The organism is Heliorestis convoluta, from assembly GCF_009649955.1.
Taxonomy (GTDB): Bacteria; Bacillota; Desulfitobacteriia; order Heliobacteriales; family Heliobacteriaceae; genus Heliorestis; species Heliorestis convoluta.
Genome location: NZ_CP045875.1, coordinates 1,400,318 through 1,417,503, shown reverse-complemented (window position 1 = coordinate 1,417,503; position 17,186 = coordinate 1,400,318). Strand labels below are relative to the sequence as shown.

Annotated in this window: 13 protein-coding genes; 5 read left to right on the top strand and 8 right to left on the bottom strand. The window is 42.0% G+C overall.

Annotated elements, in window-relative coordinates:
- Positions 1–484: 484 nt before the first annotated feature.
- Together FTV88_RS06530 and FTV88_RS06525 are read right to left on the bottom strand one after the other, a co-directional pair.
- A complete protein-coding gene (locus tag FTV88_RS06530) occupies positions 485–2,089 on the bottom strand; it encodes a glycoside hydrolase family 57 protein (RefSeq protein ID WP_368277550.1) in 1,605 nt (534 codons plus the stop codon).
- Positions 2,076–2,810 carry a DUF4912 domain-containing protein gene (locus FTV88_RS06525; protein ID WP_162007931.1) on the bottom strand — a complete coding sequence of 245 codons (735 nt, stop codon included), beginning with the start codon at positions 2,808–2,810 and terminating at the stop codon, positions 2,076–2,078. The genes FTV88_RS06530 and FTV88_RS06525 overlap by 14 nt, the downstream gene beginning before the upstream one ends.
- Positions 2,811–2,923: 113 nt before the next feature.
- Here FTV88_RS06525 and FTV88_RS06520 point away from each other — a divergent pair, with 113 nt between their 5' ends.
- Together FTV88_RS06520 and FTV88_RS06515 are read left to right on the top strand one after the other, a co-directional pair.
- Entirely contained in the window at positions 2,924–3,487 is a 564-nt protein-coding gene (locus tag FTV88_RS06520; protein WP_162007930.1) for a CPBP family intramembrane glutamic endopeptidase, read from the top strand.
- Complete coding sequence (locus FTV88_RS06515; RefSeq protein WP_153724933.1) at positions 3,484–5,115, top strand: amidohydrolase family protein; 1,632 nt, start codon at positions 3,484–3,486, stop codon at positions 5,113–5,115. The genes FTV88_RS06520 and FTV88_RS06515 overlap by 4 nt, the downstream gene beginning before the upstream one ends.
- Here FTV88_RS06515 and FTV88_RS06510 read toward each other — a convergent pair.
- Together FTV88_RS06510 and FTV88_RS06505 are read right to left on the bottom strand one after the other, a co-directional pair.
- Complete coding sequence (locus FTV88_RS06510; RefSeq protein ID WP_153724932.1) at positions 5,112–6,176, bottom strand: hypothetical protein; 1,065 nt, start codon at positions 6,174–6,176, stop codon at positions 5,112–5,114. The two genes, FTV88_RS06515 and FTV88_RS06510, sit on opposite strands and share 4 nt — an antisense overlap.
- Positions 6,177–6,185: 9 nt before the next feature.
- Entirely contained in the window at positions 6,186–6,860 is a 675-nt protein-coding gene (locus FTV88_RS06505; RefSeq protein ID WP_153724931.1) for a hypothetical protein, read from the bottom strand.
- A 156-nt stretch (positions 6,861–7,016) separates the two neighbouring features.
- On the opposite strand from FTV88_RS06505, the gene rlmD reads away from it, so the two are divergent.
- From rlmD to FTV88_RS06490, 3 genes are all read left to right on the top strand, one after another.
- Positions 7,017–8,435 carry a 23S rRNA (uracil(1939)-C(5))-methyltransferase RlmD gene (rlmD, locus tag FTV88_RS06500; RefSeq protein WP_153724930.1) on the top strand — a complete coding sequence of 473 codons (1,419 nt, stop codon included), beginning with the start codon at positions 7,017–7,019 and terminating at the stop codon, positions 8,433–8,435.
- 314 nt (positions 8,436–8,749) lie between these two features.
- On the top strand, positions 8,750–9,082 hold the full coding sequence (locus FTV88_RS06495) for a nucleotidyltransferase family protein (RefSeq protein WP_243137377.1): 333 nt from the start codon (positions 8,750–8,752) through the stop codon (positions 9,080–9,082).
- Between the two features lie 294 nt (positions 9,083–9,376).
- Positions 9,377–12,469: an ATP-binding protein gene (locus tag FTV88_RS06490; RefSeq protein WP_153724928.1), complete on the top strand. Its 3,093-nt coding sequence runs from the start codon at positions 9,377–9,379 to the stop codon at positions 12,467–12,469.
- Here FTV88_RS06490 and FTV88_RS06485 read toward each other — a convergent pair.
- From FTV88_RS06485 to FTV88_RS06470, 4 genes are all read right to left on the bottom strand, one after another.
- On the bottom strand, positions 12,444–13,307 hold the full coding sequence (locus FTV88_RS06485) for a copper amine oxidase N-terminal domain-containing protein (RefSeq protein WP_153724927.1): 864 nt from the start codon (positions 13,305–13,307) through the stop codon (positions 12,444–12,446). The genes FTV88_RS06490 and FTV88_RS06485 overlap by 26 nt on opposite strands.
- 82 nt (positions 13,308–13,389) lie before the next feature.
- Positions 13,390–13,884 carry a hypothetical protein gene (locus FTV88_RS06480; RefSeq protein WP_153724926.1) on the bottom strand — a complete coding sequence of 165 codons (495 nt, stop codon included), beginning with the start codon at positions 13,882–13,884 and terminating at the stop codon, positions 13,390–13,392.
- 305 nt (positions 13,885–14,189) lie between these two features.
- Positions 14,190–15,296 carry a response regulator gene (locus FTV88_RS06475; RefSeq protein WP_153724925.1) on the bottom strand — a complete coding sequence of 369 codons (1,107 nt, stop codon included), beginning with the start codon at positions 15,294–15,296 and terminating at the stop codon, positions 14,190–14,192.
- Between the two features lie 292 nt (positions 15,297–15,588).
- Positions 15,589–17,088, bottom strand: coding sequence for an S-layer homology domain-containing protein (locus tag FTV88_RS06470; RefSeq protein WP_153724924.1), 1,500 nt, complete (start codon positions 17,086–17,088; stop codon positions 15,589–15,591).
- Positions 17,089–17,186: the final 98 nt, after the last annotated feature.

Here is a 17,186-nt window from a genome sequence, read left to right as displayed (position 1 = left end):
GGAAAGCGTGATGCCCTGGCCCAGAAGGTTTTTGCTGATTGTTACTCCCGCCGTTGGAATAACTTGGCGTAACTTCCTGCTATGTATACGCAACTGGCTATACGCAACTGGCTGTTGTATTTGCAATAGGCAATTGGTTCGTCTCAACCAGCAAGATGTAACTAGGGCAGGCGTTATGAATTCCTGTAGAGAGGACTTCAGACCTCAGCCATCGGCAGCTTGCTGCCGCTCATGGCGTGGGATGAGTCCGTTCGGAAGGAATTCATAACGCCTGCCCCCAACACAGGGTAACTATTTTCGAAGTAACCAGGCATGCCCGGTCGGGCACAACTAAAGATGAAAATTGCGTGAAAGATCACTTAGACATAGCCCAGTACAAAAACAAATTCACGCCCACATAAATCGACCCAACATAAAGCAAAGAAGCAACAATTACAAGCGCCAAACGTTTATACATACAAATCATCACCGCCTAGACCGAGACCTAGACTTGTCCACTATACAAACGATAATCCATGCGAGGAAAAACTGGATTCACTTCTTCTAGCTCGCTAACCAGTTCTTCACGCAGAGGCTTTTCACCGGTAACCATATCGTAAAGCAATGAGCAATTATTAAGATGGTATACGGAGCGATTGATAGCATACTGGACAGTTGTATTTGTTTTCATGATAAAAGCCCAGTCACTGCTTTGGGCGAGAAGTAGCTCACGAGCCATTTGATTGAGGGCTCTTCGTTGCAGACCTTCCGTATGAGGTCGCTCCTTGGAGAGGCCGATCATTCTTTCAGCCGCTTTGTGAAGGTGGCGATAGAGCCAGTGGTTGCTATCTTCTAACCACACTTCGTGGTAGCCATCGGCACCCCAACTGGACTCGCAAGGCGTTGATGGTTGGATACGAGGGTACTTTTTCAGATAGTCTGAAGGAGTTACAAATTCTATTCCAGGGCTGACTTGTTGCGCCTGGCGACCAACTTGATCGAGAAAGAGAGGACCTTCGTACCACCAATGCCCGAAAAGTTCAGCATCGTAAGGGCAGATGATAATCGGTTCACGATCGGGAATCACTTGGTTTAAGTATTCGATTTGTTTGCTTCGATTGAAGAGAAAGTCGCCAGCATGGAGAGATGTTTTTGCTTCAGCCCAAGTGGGTACATAAGGTTCTTTGTGATCGGAATCTCGCTCTGTAATACGATGGTACTTAAATCCTGTGTGGAGTCTTAATCCTTCAGGATGAATAAAGGGGCGCACATATTCAAAGTCCAAATCGAATCCTATATCTCGATAGTATTCTCGATAATCGCCATCGCCTGGATATCCTTCTTCGCGGCTCCAGACTTGCCGTGACGATTCCAGGTCGCGACCAAAGGCTGCTACCCCAGCTGGTGTTTGGATGGGAGCATAGAGACCATAGCGTGGTCTCGGCGTGGCATAAAGGATACCGTGTGCATCTGTAAGAAAGTATTGAATGCCGAATTGTGCCAAACGATTTTCTAAGCCTTCATGATAGGCGCACTCAGATAGCCAAATGCCTTTTGGCTTTTGGTGGAAGTAATGCTCGTAGGTATCAACAGCTACAGCGATTTGGGCAACTTGAGCTTCTTGTTGTAGACGCATCAGAGGCAAATAGCCATGTGTAGCAGGACAAGGGATGATTTCAATGACGCCTTTTTGCATTAATCCTCGAAAAGCACCGATAAGATCGCATCCATAACGATGCTCAAAAACTTGTTGCGCTTCATAAAAACGATGCCGATAAAGATGGGCTAGGTGAGCATAAGCCCTGTCTTCTTCCGTTCGATCGATTTCTAGTTCACCTAATAATGTAAGGTTATCTAGGTGCTTGCTGTAACGTTCTTGCAATAAGGGATCGGCAAGCATCGTCATCAGGGTAGGGCTCATCGTCATTGTAAAACGGGCTGGTATGCCATCGCGATGCCAGCCCTCAAATACTTTTAATAGAGGCAAATAGCATTCTGTAATTGCTTCAAAAAGCCAACGTTCTTCCAAATAATCTTCACGGTCGGGATGCCGTACGAAAGGCAAATGGGCATGAAGAACAAAGGCTACCATTCCTTTATGAATCTCCAACGACCTCCCTCTTACAGGGTTGCTCTTTTTTATGAATACTCCATGGACCAGCTGGTGAGGTAATGCCCCAGCCAGTTACAGGAGAAACACCCTTGTCCCTATTGGTAACTTCATACAGCACCTCTAAGCCTGCTAGCGGTGGCCACTCTGGATCGATAATAGACGAGGGACTATCAGCCGGTGTTATTGCTTCATTCGAGATGAGCAAAGGAACAAAGCGATTTGGTAACAATCGACCAATGGCAAAACAATATTTGTGTGCTGGTTGTAGCTTGTTAAAATACCAGTGATCATCATGACCGGAGATGTAATACTCCTCATAGGGCGCTTCTTCAAGATTGTCTGTAGCGGTAATATCGTAGAAGCGTAACACGAAAGGACTTTCCGTCCAAGTCTGAGAGTCCCAATCATTCTTAACTTGCTCTTCTAGGTGCGCCGATACTTCCCAGTAACCGTAGAGCGAGTAGGGTGATCGAGATAGTAATGTAATAAAATCTTGCTCATAACGATGAGGGAGTGGTGGAAGCTGATGATCAAACCTTTGCTTCGGTATCAAAGGTGTCAGATCATTGGCGAATTCTTCGGCAAAATTTCTTTTTTTCGGGGTATCCTGTGGCCGTCGAGCTTCTTTTTGTTGGTACCTTGAATAGGTGAACAAAGCTGTCGTTGCAAGTAGCAATACTAGAAAAAGGACCAAGCCGACGGTAATAGAAGAAAGCAAATGAAGGCACCTCCTCCAAATTTTTTAAATATGATTAAGGGGCAGGGATTTCACTCCACTGTCTCGAAAATTACAATGCTATGTTTAATATCTTTAACAGTATGGCAGAAATCATGTTTTTTCAAAGCCTTACGTTGGCTGTTTTTTTTATCCTTCTAGCCTATGGAGGCGCCCGATGGATAGGGAAGAAGTCAACTTTGCCTCTTCCTTGGAAAATAAACGGAAAGACTATTTTTGAAGGAGTGACTTTAGGGCTTAAAGTTTTTCTACTGGTACTGCTTTTGGGTGCGCTAACAAGTTTACTTTTTCCTGTAGCGCCTCATCTTATCGAAAATATTTTCAAAGACTTTGTCTTTCGTCCATACCAAATTGTGCTAATCGCTTTGGCCATTGTCGTAATAGCGCCTGTGGCGGAGGAAATATTTTTTCGTGGCTTCCTTTTACCAACGTTGCAAATTCGATGGGGAACAAGGTGGGCGCTTCATTTGACGTCTTTCTTTTTTGCCTTGCTTCACCTAGATCCTTTGCGTTTTCTTCCCCTTTATGGTGCGTCTTATCTGATCGGACGGGCTGCTTTACAGCAGGGGAGCTTGATGGTAGCTGTACTAGCCCATGGCGTGTGGAATTTTAGTAGCCTTACTCTTATGTGGTGGCTAATGAAAGGAGGCGCCTTTTGAAGCGTTTACTCATTCTAACAACAGCCTTGTTGATACTGTTTGCGCTATCTTTTGCTGCGATCTATGGTGGCGTAGCTCTACTAGATGAATACGGAATTGAGTTGGGTGAGCGCGCTTTTGACTATGATTACGTCCTAAAAAACGGTACAATCATTGATGGTACCGGTGGCGAAATATATCAAGGTGATATAGCTTTGCGCAAAGGGAAGATCCGATTCATAGGAATTATTGAGCCACCTGCTCATGTACAAGTCATAGATGCCACTGACTTGTACATCCTGCCCGGATTTGTTGATCTTTACTCACCGGCTGATCTGGATCGGGCTCAGGGCCAGGACTTTGAAAAGCTAGTACAACAAGGCGTTACGTCAGTTTTGGCTGGTTTTGGTGAATTGAGTTCGGATCATGGAATCTCCGTGTTACAAAGGCAAGGGAAAAACCCCTGGCCTGTCAATCGTGCTTTGGTGACAGGGTATAAAGGGCTGGCCGAGTTTCTTGAGCCCTATGACCTCTTTTATGATTTAGACTATGGAGATGCTTTGATGGAGGAGCATGATTTTCTGTATAATAGCTATCAACTGGCCCAGAATCATGGACTCGTCAATTATGAGCTTCAGAGAGAAGTTCAAAAAGCGATGGCAGCCGGTGCGATGGGTCTTTATATCGACTTTGATCAAGCGCCGGGCAGAAAGTTAACCTATGATGATGTGAGAATATTAGCCACTATATTGAAAGAACAGGATAAGGTATTGATTCTTTCCATGCCCTTAGATCCACAAGATCCTGTGGCTTTGTTACAGCGGTTAATCAGATTACAAGAAGAGACCGAGGTTACAATTTTGTTAACACCTTGGGACTATCTGGCTACTGCTGAAGAAAGCTTGGTTGCTGTGCTTACGGAAATTCTGCAGGAAGCGCAGGAAAGCCAGTTTATTCGAATGGTTTTCTACCCTTCTGCGACGCAAGGCGAGGGGCTGCGTCAACCTTTACAAAGAGCTTTCGCGCGTTACCCTGCCTCAATGATTGAGATCGTTGCTGTCGATGGTCAGAACGAATCAAATCTCATTGGAAAAACTTTAGCAGAGGTGGCCATGGAGCGCTCAAGCGATGTTGCGACGACAGCGCAAACTTTAATGGCCCGTGGTTCTGTACAAGTTGTTGTGCGCTTTTTTCAGCCGGAGCGCTATGACCGATTTATTATGTCACCCTATACTTTTTTAACGACGCATTGGGATCTTTCGGGAAGAACCGATGAGAATCCTATCTTCGATTATTTACATCGTCAAGTGGGACAAGGACTCGTCTCTTGGGAAGAAGCTGCAAAAAAATTATCATTAGAGCCTGCTAGCTTTTTAGGTTTAACCGATCGTGGCACCATTGAAGTAGATCAATGGGCCGATCTTACCGTCATCGATCCTAGGCTTTTATCGAGCTATCGAAACCTTCCCCATCAAGTACAAAGAGATGATATTCTGGACATGACTGATTCTACAGAAGCAACGAATCTCCCCAGTGAGGACGCAAATCAATATCCGCTGCGGTACCTTTTTGTCAATGGTGTACTTCTCTATAGCGAAGGTCAACAGGTAGAACAGTATCCAGGACGGTTTCTACAGAGAAATCGCTAGCATATCTCAGGTGATGCGACACACCGGCAGGGTTTACCCTCTGCCGGTTTTTCGCTGTAATAGCGTTGGCCATCCCATTGGTAGGTATGGGTGTACAGAGTGTGGTGAGGCAATTGATTTTCTCCTTCTAAGAGGAACAACTGCTTTTCTTTCACTTGAAAGACAATGGAAGATTGCACTGTCATTTCTGGAAAAGGCCGTGAGTGGTAGCTTCTATCTTCCTGGTTCAAGAGAAAGTCATACTGTATAGGATGTTTTTCACCTTGGGGAAAAACATAGAAAGTGATATGAAGAATGTCCTGCGGTGAGCCCATGGTCTCTTCCGAGAGTTGCGCCAGTGGAATTTCTATATTTCGTTGAAGCGGGATTGGTTTTTTCGTGATTGGATCAGATGGAAAGTGCAGACGTAGCTCTCCCCAAGCGATGAACTCTTTTTCATGGCAGTATAGAAAATAGTAGAAATCATCAAAGGACAGCTCTTGCTTTAGGCGCAATTCTCCTTTTTCCGTAATTGCTAAAGCAAATCTAGCTTGCTGTAACACCGATTTTACCGAAACATTTACATACCGTGAAAGGTAAGAGATGCTTCGCAGTCGATAGGGTGCTGGAATAATGGGGTTAAAAAGTGGGTTTTCTGTAGGGCTAATGGTCTGTTGTAAAAGTCGACGAAAAAGATAAATATTGCCAGAGATTAAGAGTAGAAGTAGGCATTGAAACCAAAAAAAAGGCTGCAGGGGCCATTCAAAGGTTAATACTAAAATCGTAAGCCATAAAGTAGCAATGATGGTAAGCGTAAAGTCAAGATACAAAAGTATGGTACGACCGGGCCGATTGGGAAAAAGATAGTGCATTTGATATTTTCGAACAAGATGAACCATAGAACCGGCTAAATTTTTGTTTTCTGAATAAGGAAGTTCAAGGAAATCTTCTAAAATGGTCTGCAAACGCTCCATTCGTCGCTGAACGACCAAAGAGACGAAGATACCTGTTGAGCCGAGCAGCGTTAATAAGCCTGCAGCCGCCGAGCCGAGAAAAGATAGAAATTGTTCTAGTGAAAACACAGTAGCACCTCACACCTCCAGGTTAAAGCGCAGGTTGCGAGCGAGGTTGGCGATTTTCTTTTCTTCATCACCTTGGAGGCGACATTGATTTTCCAGACGGCGAAAAAAATGTTGAAGCGGCGCTGTTTGTAAACCTTCACGAGCAGCTAGTCGACCCATTGTGGCTGTCTCCAATAACAAGACTTCAATGGCTTGCCATTGGTCATATCGAGCGAGAGTTAGACCTGTTGTTTCTAAGCAGGTACTTAAAAAAGACCATAAGCTTTCTGTAAAAGGAAAGGAAGGCGAGAGACCGTATTCAAAAATATGTCGAATGACCGACAAATAACGAGTTGTTTCTTTTTTTGTATCTTCTGTTGAGGTGCTCTGCAGGATATGATAGAGATAGACTTTTAGAAACTCATTAATGCCATAGCGAACTCTAACCCAGCGGTGTTCAGCCATAGCCTGAAGAAGTTGCTCAAAGGCAACAGTGACACAATCAAGCTCAGGAAGGATGATTGGCTCTAAAATAGCAGGGTCTTCCAGTAAAAGGCCTTTGCTTAAATCGATGTATTGGTCTGAAATGGGAAGTTGTCGTTCCTGACGAGCACAGTCTCCCGATAGAATTTTTCGAAATTGCCAGATCCAGTGATAGAGATCATCGTAGGCTTGGCCATCTTCGAAAGAATATTGTTCACTCATGCTGTTAGTATCACTTCTACCGATAAAGGCTAAACAAAAGGGGTTCGATTTTCCATGAATTAGCATTTGAACATGCTTGTAAAGATGAAATGGTATCATAAGGTCCATGAAATGTAGAATTTTCTATGAGAGTCAGGAAAGGAATGGGAACCAACAATGAAAGAATTGAATCAAGCAGATCTGATAAGAGTTGGTCACGTAGATAGCTTTGAAATTGTAGGTGAAACTTTACAGGGGGAAGGAGTCGCGCGGCATAATGGCATGGCCCTTTTTATCCCTTATACCTTTATTGGGGATCGAGTAAAAGCGAAGATCCGTGAAGTCAAAAAAAAGTATGGTCGTGCAGAGCTTCTCGAAGTGATAGAACCAGCGCAGGAAAGAATAAAAGCTCCTTGTCCGGTTTTTGGGCAATGTGGTGGTTGTCAATTACAGATGATGGATTATCAAAGACAGTTACAGTTGAAAGAGCAGTCTTTGAAAGATACTTTTCAACGTCTCGGCTCTTTTTATGATCTACCTATCGATCCTATCGTAGGTGCAACGAATCCTTGGAATTATCGTAATAAGGTACAGATGCATGTAACTTGGCAAGTCGGAAAGCCTCTTCAGATAGGCTATTATCGCCGAGCCAGTCGGCAATTGATAGAGTATGATGGCTGTCTATTGATTCCTCCTGTTTTTTCCCGCTTGCTCAAGCTCTTTCGTACTTTTCTTCCTGCTGTTGATCGCGAGAAAAAATTGCCCATTAAGCATGTCTTGATCAAATCAGTTCGTTCTTCCAGTGATGATTCTGCAGAACAAGCCACTTCCTTGATGATGATTCTAGTCTTAGAGCGTTGGAAAAAGAATTATCAAGATCTCTGTGGAGAACTGGCCCAAAAGCTGATGAAAGAAGAACCGTCTTTGCAGTCTTTCTACATCAATCGTAATAAAAATGATAAAGGACCTGTTCTAGGAGAATATTTCCCCTTTTATCTGGGAGAAAAGATGCTTCTTGAAAATATAGAGAGTTCCACAGAAAAAGCCTTGGAATTACAAGTCGGTCCAGCGAGTTTTTTACAAGTGAATCCAGAGCAAAGCGATCGACTGTACCAGCTGGTTTTAGAGGCTGCTCAATTGACAGGAAATGAAAAGGTACTTGATGCATACTGTGGTGTGGGATCCATCAGTCTTTATGTAGCGCCCCATTGTCGCTCTGTTACAGGTGTTGAAGAAGTTGTACAAGCTGTAGAAGATGGCAAGGAAAACGCCCTGCGCAATGAGGTGGGTCATGTAGAATTTCTTGCTGGCAAAGTAGAAGAACTTTTGCCTGCTTTCGTAGAGGAAGGCGTCACCTACGATGTCTGTCTCCTCGATCCACCGCGCAAAGGCTGTTCTGAAACAGTATTGGCCGCTGTCGATGCCATGAATCCACAACGAATTGTCTATGTAAGCTGCGATCCAGCCAGTCTAGTTCGTGATACGATTTTTCTAACGCAGCGAGGATGGTCTATCAAAAAGGTTACGCCTGTTGATCTGTTTCCGCAGACAGGTCACCTCGAGTGTGTGGTATTGATGTCAAGGGATGAGAAGTAAGGCAGTTGAAAATGCCTATAAATAAAGGGTTTCCGAGTATTGAACTTTTTGGGCGTTTTACGGCCAGCGGTTCTAGGTGCTTGGAAACCCTTGTTTTTTATGTTGGTGGTAACAGGTCGGGAGGTGAAGGTAGAAGGGTGAGTTGACGGATTAGATGATGGGGATTTTTGAAGGGGTTGAGGAGATAGGGTAGATGGTGTATGACTCAGGACGTCATGTCATATCAATAAAAGTACCCCTGACACGCACCTATCAAATTATTGACTATTGGCAATTACTGTATTAAAATTAGTGGAAATGGAAAGCAAGCGGAGGTGTTGAGGTTGGATAAGATAATACAGGAAGAATTACAAATACTTATAGACGCTATTATAAGGATTGTCCCTGTGGAACAGATATTTCTTTTCGGTTCCTATGCAACTGGTACACCACATGCTGATTCAGACTTAGATATTTTTGTTGTAATAAAAGAGGATGCTGATATTCGAGAAATCGATGCGATGAAACTGATAAACAAAGCAATTAGGGATAAAAAAACAATGCCAGTAGATGTAATAGTTAGCAAGAAAAACAAATCCGATCAACGAAAGTATACTCCATCTATAGAGCGCCAAATAGCGCAGGAAGGTATGGTGGTCTATGGATAATGTAACAAGTGCAAAGGAATGGCGAAAGTTTGCAGAAATGGATTTAATGAGTGCAGAGTATCTTCTTAAGATGCAGCCTGTTCCTATCGAAATAATTTGTTAGAGATTTTATTGTAAATATAGCTCCAAGAACGGCACAAGAAGAGTAAATCGATGGGCAGGCGTCGGTGACAGGAGGACACTTTGCTTGCAAAAGAAGGGAAATAGAGAATAATGCAGAAGAAACATCTCGTGCTATAAAAGTCACATGAGATGTTTTTTTATTGGTGCTGAGCCTAGAAGTGAGGTGGCACTTTGAGATTATTCAAAAATAAAAAAATATACAGACAAGCCATAGTGAGTTTCATTATTGTTAGCCTACTATTGGGGTCATTTTACATACTTGCAAAAGGTTACAATCCCCTAAAAAACATTGACGACGGTACTCTAGACCTTGCTGGTTGGAATCCAAGTACCGATGATAGCATGATGAGCCTTAATGGTGAATGGGAATTTTACTGGTCAAAACTGCTTACTTACGATGATCTTCATAATCATAATAACAACGTAGAACCTGATTTGATGGCCCAAGTACCTAAAGTATGGAATGCTTATACAGTCAATGACAAGAACCTGCCGGGCTTTGGATATGCAACTTATAGATTGAAAGTTATCAACGCTCATGAAGGACAACCCCTATCTATAAGAATGCCTACAGTTTCCACTGCCTATAGTCTTTACATAGATGATCAATTGCTTGCGTCGAATGGTCAAGTCAGTGCGAACAAAGCTAACTTTATACCAGAATACCGACCTGTTACTTTTGATTTCACTCCACAAACAAGTAATTTTGATATTATTATTCAGGTTTCAAATTTTTCTTATGCTCGTGGAGGTCTTTGGTATCCCATCTATATGGGTTCTGTAGATGGCATTAAAGCATATGACCGAAATATAGCCTATAAAGATTTGTTCTTAATTGGAGCATTCTTTATTATGGCACTCTATTATCTTAGCATTTTCTCTATGAGACGGGAGGATAAGAGCAGCTTATACTTTGTTTTGTTGTGTATTATTGCTATGGCAAGGGTTGTAATATATGGGGATTACTCTATAAGCAATATTTTCACCTGGATTACCTATTACCATAAAGTTACCATAGATTACCTTTCAGCTTACTGGTTTCCAGTTGTCTTTGCCCTGCTTATAGGCAAGCTTTTTCCAGAACAATTTTCAAAAAAGGTGCTTAGGGCATTTGTACTTTATGCCTTTGTAATGTCCATAGTTACGGTGTTAATACCCATAAGCTTATTCACAAAGCTTGCTTTTTTTGCTGAAGCTATAGTATTGGTTATAGTTCTTTATACAATAACTTGCACTATAAAAGCCTATTCGAATTTAAAGAGCGACTCTATCCTTATACTAATTGGAACTTTTATCGGTGTATTGGTTGGTGTTCATGACATACTTTACCATAACAACATCATATTTCATGGTTTTGGTGAATTTTCATCCCTGGGATTTTTAATTATGCTGTTCTTAAATGCCTTTATTCTGGCAAGAAGATTTTCACAAGCCTTTCAAGACACAAAAATGTTGTCGGAAAAGCTAATGAAGCTAGACAAGCTAAAGGATGAATTTCTTGCCAATACTTCTCATGAACTGAGGACACCCCTCAATGCTATGATAAGCATTGCAGACGGAGTATCTAGAGGATCCGAAGGGGTTGTCAATAAAAACCAGAAGGCAGCTCTTGACACGATTATAAGTAGTGGTAAACGTCTTACCAATTTGATCAATGACATTCTAGATTATGCCAAAATCAAAAACTTTGATCTAAAATTGACACCTCAGCCTGTGAATCTGAAACGCACTGTTGAAGGTGTTGTAAAAGTCCTTGGAGGGTTAAATAAATCTGAAAGGATAGAAATGTTGATAGACATTCCTGATGACCTCCCCTATATTTATGTGGATGAAAACAGATTGCTGCAGATTCTGTACAATCTTATGGGCAATGCTATAAAATTCACTGAAGCAGGATACATCAAAGTATCAGCTACCAAAACGGGTGAAATGGTGGAAATTTGTGTGGAGGATACAGGAATCGGCATTCCCGACGACAAGCTTAACGAAATATTTCAACACTTTTTACAGCTGGAAGATTCCCTTACTAGAAAAAACAGAGGTACAGGACTGGGGCTTCCTATTACTGGATATCTGGTTGAAGCCCATGGCGGAAAAATATGGGTTGCATCTAAAGTTGGAGAAGGTTCAAAATTCTATGTTACTGTACCAGTCTCAACGGAACTTTCATCTTCCAAGGAGAAAGAATGGAAGTTTGAAACAGCAGAAGAAATAGCTGCTGGATACAACCAAACGTATATTGATGAATTCCCCTTCAGACATCAGGGGAGGGGTCCTAAGATTATGGTGCTAGATGATAATGAAGCCAATCTGATGGCTCTTACCAATATTCTAAAAATGGAAAACTACGCAATTACCGCAGTTACTTCCAGTGAGTCTTTCTTCGAAGAATTTAAAAGGGAAAAAAATTTATCTCTCATTATTCTTGACGTCATGATGCCAGGATTGTCAGGCTATGAGATCTGCCGTAAGATTAGGAAGAATTATACAATTTCTGAGATACCTATTTTGATGTTGACAGCTAGGACCTCAACGCAGGATATCGTAATGGGTATAGAATCTGGTGCCAATGACTATCTTGCCAAGCCCTTTGATACAGAAGAGCTTCTGGCAAGAGTAAATATCCTTATTCAGCTAAAACAGTCAGTGGACAAGTCAATCGCTTCCGAGTTGGCCTTTTTACAAGCTCAGATTAAGCCTCATTTCTTATACAATGCCATCAATACCTTCATTTCCATCTCCCGTTATGACGTGGAGCAGGCGAGAAAGCTTTTGGTGGATTTCAGCAATTATCTTAGGTGTAGCTTCGACTTTAAGGGATTAAGCCAGGTTGTCCCTTTAAAGCAAGAAATTGAGCTGGTAAAGGCATACCTGCATATAGAAAAGGCACAGCATGAGGAACGCCTTGAAGTGAGCCTTTGCTATCCCGATGACGCAGAGGTTAAAGTCCCCATATTGATGCTGCAACCAGTGGTGGAAAATGCCATACTCCACGGTATACTGCCAAAAAGAGAAGGAGGTCGAGTTGAAATCTCTATCAAAAAGGATAAAGAGATGTTGCTCTTTCAGGTAAAAGATGATGGTGTAGGGATGGAGCAGGATAAATTAAGAAGTCTTTTTACAGATGAGTCAGAAGGCGGTATTGGTCTGTCCAATATAGACAACAGGCTTAAGAAGCTTTATGGAAAAGGCCTTCAAATCAGTAGCAGTCCCAATAGGGGTACAGAGGTTACTTGGTCTATCCCCTTAACGACACCCTTTTAATAATGATACGCTGTTCTTCGGCTTTCCATTGCACAGTAGCATCTAAGACCTCGCTTACAAATCGTAACGGAACAAAAGCTCTACCGTTTTTGATTGCTAATGGACTGTCTAAGGTGAATTCGACGCCATTTATAAGAACTCTTTCAGAATCCTTGGCTAAAACAATTTCTACTTCTTCGGTATGGATGATTACCTGCTGTGATTCTGGTACCCACTGCACCACAGCTTGCAACTGTTCACTAACATATCGAAGGGGTACCATGGTTCTAGAAGTTGCAGAGTTTATATAGGGCGGTGCATCAAGGGTGAACTCTTTACCCTGAACAATGGCTGTACTTGAACCTATTTCCAAAATAATTTCTTGTTCCGTATAACTCGCAGTAGAATCGGCCTGTTCGGCATGTAACACTTCAAACAAAAAAGGAACGCTCAAAGCAAAAGTGTGTGTAAAAGCACCCCTTTGTGACGGTTCGCCGTAAAACCTGAACCATGCGATGTAATGGCCTGGTTCAGCATCTTTTGGTACTGTTATCGTGCTTGCAAATTCGCCTGTTTCTCCTGACAGTACCTCTTGATTGGCGGGAGTGTGTTCAAACCACTTCGGAGGGGCCAGTAAGCCCTCCCCTTGTTCATTTATACTGACGGTTACCTGCATCTTGTTGGCTGTGTTATTGTATACGGTGTGAGGAGGAAGATGATAAGTGTTCCCAGGTGTTAAAGGTTGCTCTGCTTCAATTCTTGATGGGCCGACTAAAAAACCTTTGCCCTCATCTGCATGAGCATGAAGGGGTATTAAAAAAAAGAATAATAGCATTGTAAAAAATGTTTTTTTTCTCAATTTAGCCACTCCTTATGGAACAATTGGTGTCAGCGTACAAAAAGGACCCATCTCAAACTTTTTTCTTTGAGATGGGTTTATCTTAAAAATTCACTGGTTGTAACTCCCAATCAACTTTTATGTCAAATTCTGTATCATAGGGCACTGAACCACGGGGGCCTAATGTTAGCTCAAAGTCTATATTACGGCTTGTAGTTCCTTCAGCAATAGTTGTTACCACCCTCGGAGAACCTGCACTCTGTTGTGTTGCAAAATTAATAGCCACTTGACCTGCAAGAGGAATGCTATCATCCGTTATTAATGTTAAACCTAGTTCTCCCCAATCATTAGGATCACCTGGTTCTACCGATGCTTTAAGATTGTAATCAATGGCTATATTTGTAAATGTTAGACCAATAGTACCAGTTTCGAAATCTCCAAATTTAACTACACCTACATCTACATCGCCTACGGACATACCCACAGCTGCACTTTCAGTTCTGAACGTTACTGTGCTGTCAGCTGTTGCTGCGGAAGCTGCTCCTGCAACCGAAAAGACCAGAAATAAAGTTGCTATAACAATGATTAACTTTTTCACGGAAAAGATCTCTCCTTTTCAAAAAGTATGCAAAGGTTGCCGTGGAAAGAACAATACTACACTCACCTCCTCCTTCCCGGTCAATAATGGAAAATCTTTGCTTAGTTGCTTTGCTCTACTCTGCGTACGTGTTTTACAGCTTATCCCGTTGTGCTGAGCAAAGCAGGTACAGGAATTAACTTGATTCTACCAAGACGTTTTCATCAAATTTTCATCAAAAAAGCTTATAAAAAAAAGCCCAGCTGCCAAACGTAACAGACCGAGGGCTCCCAAAAGAGATATTGCATTTTCATTCTAGTTCAAGCTTATCTTTTATCTGTTACTACTTGGTACAGCGCAACGAGCTCTTGGCTGGGCTTGATCCCAAGTTCATCCTTTATCAACGTAGAATAAGCTTCAAACTGCTTGATGGCTTTTGTTTTTTCTCCTGTTATTATGTAAAGTCTGAGCAAAAGCTCCGTAACCCTTTCTTCATAGGGGTTTCTCCTATAGGCTTTGAGCAATTTGCTTTCTGCTTTGGCAAAGTCCTTTTGTTTAAGGTAGAGCTGGGCAAGCTTGGTCAGGCATTGCAGGTGCAAAATACTCAGTCTCTCTCTCTCAAAATCAGCCCATGAATAATATTCAGTTTCCAAATAATCGCCCTGATAAAGAGCCTCTAATCCTTCTAGCGCCTCGATGCTTTCAGTATAATGGCCCTTTTCAAATTCATCATAATAGCTCACATCTAGATCAACCGGCCCGAGATTCAAGTTATAGGTGCTGTCGATGCTAATCAGGCTGTGATCGATCCCGTAGTCCTGCAAAGTCTTGCGAATATAGTAAATGCCATTATAGAGCTGACGAAGGGCTTTTGTATGGTCTCCTTCTGGCCAAAGCTGATCTAAGAGCTCATCTTTTGAGATACTCCGCTCTGCATTTTGTAGCAGATAGGCAAAAAGCTCTCGGTTTTTTTCTGAGCGCCACTTAACAGGTACCTGGCCGTACCAGCGTAGCTGAAAGCGCCCGAAGCAACGGATGAGCAAATTTTTTGCTGGTTGCTCCTTGGACATGTAACTCTTCTGACGCAAACGGGCAATCGTCTTTTCCAAGCGTTTTTCGTCAATCGGCTTTAGCAAATAGTCCAGCGCATGGAGTTCAAAAGCTTCTAAAGCATACTGATCGAAGGCCGTTACAAAGACAATATCTGTCTGGGGACTTAAATCTAATATCTTTGAGCCAGCATCGATGCCTTGTAGTTGGGGCATGTGAATATCTAGAAAAACAACTTGGGGCTTTTGTTCCCCAACCTTCTCAAGGGCTGTTATGGGATCTGTGTAGACGCCTGTAATAAAAATGTCTGGATACTTTTTCAGTAAATATTCCAGCTCCCGCAGAGCTGGTCTCATATCATCTATAAGTATTGCCGAGATCACTTTTGCTCCCTCCTGTGTCTATCTACGGGGAAATACCATGTAACTATCGTCCCTGTCGTAGGACTGCTGTTGATAGGAAGCCTCATGGTCCACTTTTACTATACTCTATTTTACCATCGACAGTTGGTAAAAAAAAAAGAAATGGAAAGAAGTAATAGAAAAAGCCACTGATCGGCCTTTTTGATATGCTCCTCCTTATGGTGGACAGTTTTTTTATTTTAACTGTCTACCACAAGGGGAGCATATCATTTTGCCAGCTTCAGGGGCTTTTTGATTCATTTTTCATTTTTTCTTATTGATTGATCAAGGTGGCTTCTGTCAAAAGATTTCTAATGGCTGTAGCTGCTTCTGCGTAGGTAAAAATATCTTGTGGGTTTATAGTTTCGCTTGTTTTTCCTTTAAAAATTCCAGCGCTGATGACTTTGTGTACGCCATCATAGGCCCAGGGGGAGATTTTTTCTTTGTCACTGTAATTTTCAATAAGCTGATTCCGTTCCTTTTCCAAGGCAACGATTGTCATGGCTCTAGCATATAAGTTTATAGCTTCTTCGCGTGTAATGATATTATGGGAACGGAAGGTTCTATCGGGATAACCTTGTATAAGATTGTAATCAGAGGCAATGGTAATTGCATCACCCAGGGGGTGATGGCTTTCTATGTCACTGAAAATACCTTCTCGAGCTTTTTGAGTACGATAAATTCCTAGGGCCTTGGTGATGTACTCGGCGAATTCACCGCGCGTAATAGCCTGGTCGGGCTGAAAAGTTGCAGGATTCTTGATAATCAAGCGGGATGCTATATCGTTGACATGGTCTTTTGACCAATGATTGGCAACCGCTTCAACAGTTACAGGGTTATAGACGACGGTATAGTCTGAGTCTGTTAATGAATTCATTGTAGCATACCAGTTCCCATTGTTGTCGGTAAAAACTTCAGTAGGGATGTGGGACAAAAAGCCATCAGTATTGTAATAAATCCCTGTTGTAATTTTGGATGAGTCTACACCTTCGGGAATTTTGATTATCCGTTGGGTGTATTGACTATATTGAGACAGCCTGACGCTGTGAACCTGACCTTGACTATCCTTTCCTGTTACTGAAATGGTAAAATGGATAGGTGCCGTTAAGACTTCAAGACCTTGTTCTTTGGCTTTTTCCTTGATTTCTTCTGTTTTCTGAGCATCTGTTTTTTCTATGGTGATGTTGACAGTTACATCTGTTACTGTTGTGCCAATAATTTTACTAATTTCTTCAGGTGCAAATTCTTGTGTAGGAACGATAAAATTGGTATTTCCGCTATTGATGGAGAGTCTAAAGCCTTCATCGGCCATGGCTTTCACCATATTTTGGGTCAAGTTGATAACGATTTGATCAGCATTTTGATTACTAACAGGAATTTCTACAATGTTCTGTTGTGGTGCATCTAAAGGTTGGAGCATTCTTTGTTCAATAATTTCTGTAATTTTTTGATTGATAACATTTTCATCTACTTCTATTGAGACAAGTACTTTGTTATCTTCCATTTTTACAGTTTCAATGCCAGCAAGTTGTTCTTCACCGTTGACAATAACAACAGTAGCACTTTCAGTTGTACCGCTAGGCGCCGATTCATTCTGTGCTGATTCATTAGAAGAGCGAGGACTGCTTGAAGATTCAGGTATAGACATCGTTGTAAAGGTAACAATGGATGTAGCTGATGGGATGTTATCATGCACTTCCGCTAAAGCACTATTCAATGGCGGACCAAGCAGAGCTAGGGTGAGGAAAAAACTTACTATTTTTTTATTTGGCAATTTCCTTTTCACCCCTTGTATAGAGTTTTTGATCCTTTGACTTCCATTTGGAGCGTTTAATCATAGTTCATCTTACAGGATTGTTTTCATCAAATTTT

Excerpts from the sequence above, each read along its gene's own strand:
- FTV88_RS06520 (WP_162007930.1), top strand. The coding sequence starts at position 2,924 with ATGTTTTTTCAAAGCCTTACGTTGGCTGTTTTTTTTATCCTTCTAGCC.
- FTV88_RS06505 (WP_153724931.1), bottom strand. The coding sequence starts at position 6,860 with ATGAGTGAACAATATTCTTTCGAAGATGGCCAAGCCTACGATGATCTC.
- rlmD (WP_153724930.1), top strand. The coding sequence starts at position 7,017 with ATGAAAGAATTGAATCAAGCAGATCTGATAAGAGTTGGTCACGTAGAT.